At 72.8% G+C, this 3,130-nt stretch carries 3 protein-coding genes; all 3 read right to left on the bottom strand.

From position 1 onward, the window contains the following. Window positions 1-727: 16S rRNA (uracil(1498)-N(3))-methyltransferase (locus tag ABZ749_RS32635; protein ID WP_357234665.1), on the bottom strand; the 727-nt coding region annotated here is incomplete at its 3' end. Window position 728: 1 nt separating this feature from the next. After that, window positions 729-1,874, bottom strand: a complete 1,146-nt coding sequence (gene dnaJ, locus ABZ749_RS32630; protein ID WP_181518639.1) for a molecular chaperone DnaJ — start codon at window positions 1,872-1,874, stop codon at window positions 729-731. A gap of 75 nt (window positions 1,875-1,949) precedes the next feature. Continuing rightward, the gene (gene hrcA / locus ABZ749_RS32625) at window positions 1,950-2,972 is read right to left on the bottom strand and encodes a heat-inducible transcriptional repressor HrcA (RefSeq protein ID WP_355009281.1); all 1,023 of its coding nucleotides are present in this window, start codon (window positions 2,970-2,972) and stop codon (window positions 1,950-1,952) included. Window positions 2,973-3,130: the final 158 nt, after the last annotated feature.

Raw genomic sequence — 3,130 nt, 5'->3', positions numbered from 1 at the left:
CCGGGGTGAAGGGCGTCGACCCGCTGCTGATCCGGTCGGCCCGCTCGATGGGGCTCAACCACCTGCGGCTGTTCCAGAAGGTGATCCCGCCGGCCTCGACGAAGGCGGTCAACTCGGCCGGGGCGATGCCGCCTTCCGGGCCGATCACCAGCACGATCTCGCCGGTGGAGGGCAGCTCGGCGGTGGTGAGCCGGTCGTCGGCCTCCTCGTGCAGCACGAACCCGACGGCGGCACCGGCGATCCGGCGGGCAACGGTGGCGGTGGACTCGTCCGGCGCACCGGCCACCACCGGCAGCCACGGCCGGCGGGCCTGCTTGGCCGCCTCCCGTGCCGTGGCCACCCACTTCTCCCGGGCGCGTACGCCCCGGTCGCCGCGCCACTGGGTCACCGAACGTGATGCCGCCCAGGGCACGATCTCGTCCACCCCGACCTCGGTCATCGCCTGCACGGCCAGCTCACCCCGGTCGCCCTTGGCGATGCCCTGCACCGTCACCAGTCGGGGTACCGGCGCGTCCGCGTACCCCCGGGAGGTGACGGTGACCTCCAGGCTGCCCCGGCCGACGGCCGTGACCACGGCGACGGCCGTGCCACCCCGGCCGTCGGCGAGCAGCAACTCCTCGCCGACGCGCAACCGCTGCACTGTCGCGGCGTGGTGCCCCTCCGGGCCGTCCAGGGTCAGCGCGTCGCCGGTGGGCAGCGCCTCCACCAGGAACAGCGGCGCGGACACCTCAGGCGTGCCCGTTGAACGCGTCGCGCATCCGGGAGAAGAAGCCGCCCTGCTTGGACAGCTCGGCGACCTCCTCACCACGGGTCTTGGCGAAGTCGCGCAGCATCTTCTCCTGGTCCGGGTCGAGCTTGGTCGGCGTCCGCACGTCGAGGTGGACGTAGAGGTCGCCCCGGCCGGTGCCGCGCAGGTGCGGCACGCCCCGGGCGCGCAGTCGCAGCGTGCTGGCCGGCTGGGTGCCGGCCTTGACGTCGACGGTCTCCTCGCTGTCCAGCGTCTTGATGGTCAGCCGGGTGCCCAGTGCCGCCGCCGTCATCGGCACCGTGACCCGGCAGTGCAGGTCGTCGCCCTTGCGGGAGTACACGTCGTGCGGGCGCTCGTGGATCTCCACGTAGAGGTCGCCGGCGGTGCCGCCGCCGGGGCCCACCTCGCCCTGCTGGGCCAGCCGGATCCGCATGCCGTCCTCGACACCGGCCGGGATCTTGACGGTCAACGACCGGCGGGTCCGCACCCGGCCGTCGCCGGCGCAGGTGGGGCAGGGGTGCGGGATGGTGGTGCCGTAGCCCTGGCACACGGTGCACGGCCGGGCGGAGACCACCTGGCCGAGGAAGGTGCGCTGCACCGACTGCACCTCGCCCCGACCACCACACGCCTCGCAGGTCGCCAGGTGCGTGCCGGCGGCCGTGCCGGCGCCGGAGCAGGTGGTGCAGAGCACCGCGGTGTCGACGGTGATCGGGGCCTCCACGCCGAAGGCCGTCTCGTGCAGGTCGAGTTCGAGCCGCAGGATCGCGTCGGCCCCAGGGCGGGTACGCGGCCGGGGGCCACGGGCGCCACCTCCGGCACCGCCGAAGAACGCGTCCATGATGTCCTGGAAACCGACGAACGGGCCGGCGCCTCCGGGGCCACCCGGGCCGCCGGCGCCGCCGCCACCGGGGGCGAGCGGGTCACCACCCAGGTCGACGATCTGCCGCTTACGGTCGTCCGAGAGGACCTCGTACGCGGCGTTGATGTCCTTGAACTTCTCCTGAGCCTCCGGGTCCGGATTGACGTCCGGGTGGAACTGGCGCGCCAGCTTGCGGTAGGCGCGCTTGATCTCGTCATCGGAGGCTTCCCGGCTCACACCGAGAATGCCGTAGTAGTCCCTGGCCACTGCGTTCCGTGTCCTCATGTTCGTCTCGCGTTGCGCCGGTCGGCGGCCGCAGCCGGCCGCATCGGCCCTGACCAATCAGTTCTGGGCCAGCAACTCGCCCACGTAGCGTGCCACGGCGCGGACCGTGGCGATGTTGCCGGGGTAGTCCATCCGGGTGGGCCCCAGCACCCCCAGGCCGCCCAGGATGGTGGTGCCCGGGCCGTACCCGGTGCTGACCACCGAGGCGGCTCGCAGGTTGTCGAACTCGTTCTCGTCGCCGATCAGCACCCGGGTCGTGCTCGGCTCGGTCTCACCGATGAGCTTGAGCAGCACGACCTCCTCCTCCAGAGCTTCGAGGATCGGCCGCAGGGAGCCCTGGAAGTCGAGCAGGCCGCCCCGGGTGAGGTTCGCGGTGCCGGCGAGGGCGATCCGCTCCTCGTGCCGCTCGACGAGCGTCTCCAGCAGGACGGTGGCGAGCGTGGTCATGGTCGGACGCAGGCCGGGCGGCGCTTCCTCGACCAGCGCCTGCACCAGCGGGGGCGTCTCGGACAGCCGGGCGTTGGCGAGCTTCTCGTTGATCAGTCGGCGCAGGTCGGTGACGTCGTCGGCGGGCACCGGGCCGGGCAGCTCCACGAGTCGCTGCTCCACCCGCCCGGTGTCGGCGATCATGACGAGCATCAACCGGGTGGTGGAGATCGGCACCAGCTCCAGGTGACGCACCGAGGAGCGGGCCAGGCTCGGGTACTGCACGACGGCGACCTGTCGGGTCAGCTGGGCGAGCAACCGCACCGTACGGTGCACCACGTCGTCGAGGTCGACCGCGCCGACCAGGAAGCGCTCGATGGCCCGGCGCTCGGCCGGGCTGAGCGGTTTGACCCGGGACAACCGGTCCACGAAGAGGCGGTAGCCGCGGTCGGTGGGCACCCGGCCGGCACTGGTGTGCGGCTGCCGGATGTAGCCCTCCTCCTCCAGCACGGCCATGTCGTTGCGGACCGTGGCCGGGGAGACCCCGAGCTGGTGCCGCTCGACCAGCGCCTTGCTGCCGACCGGCTCCTGGGTGGAGACGTAGTCTTCGACGATGGCGCGGAGCACGGCGAGTTTCCGGTCGTCGAGACCCATCCTCCGCACCTCCTGTCGCACGTCGGCCGCCGGCGCTCTGGGCCGGCCGGGCCGTCCTGGCACTCGACTGTAGCGAGTGCCAGTCCCGAGGCGCTGCGCAACGGGCAGAACCAGTACCCGCCCGGCCCGGGGATCCCCGCCCTGCGCGCGGCCGTCGC

Source organism: Micromonospora sp. NPDC047753, assembly GCF_040642735.1.
In the GTDB taxonomy this organism is placed as follows: domain Bacteria; phylum Actinomycetota; class Actinomycetes; order Mycobacteriales; family Micromonosporaceae; genus Micromonospora.
The sequence above is the reverse complement of the archived record's forward strand: the minus strand, read 5'-3'. Positions and strand labels throughout refer to the sequence as shown.

Excerpts from the sequence above, each read along its gene's own strand:
- hrcA (WP_355009281.1), bottom strand. The coding sequence starts at position 2,972 with ATGGGTCTCGACGACCGGAAACTCGCCGTGCTCCGCGCCATCGTCGAA.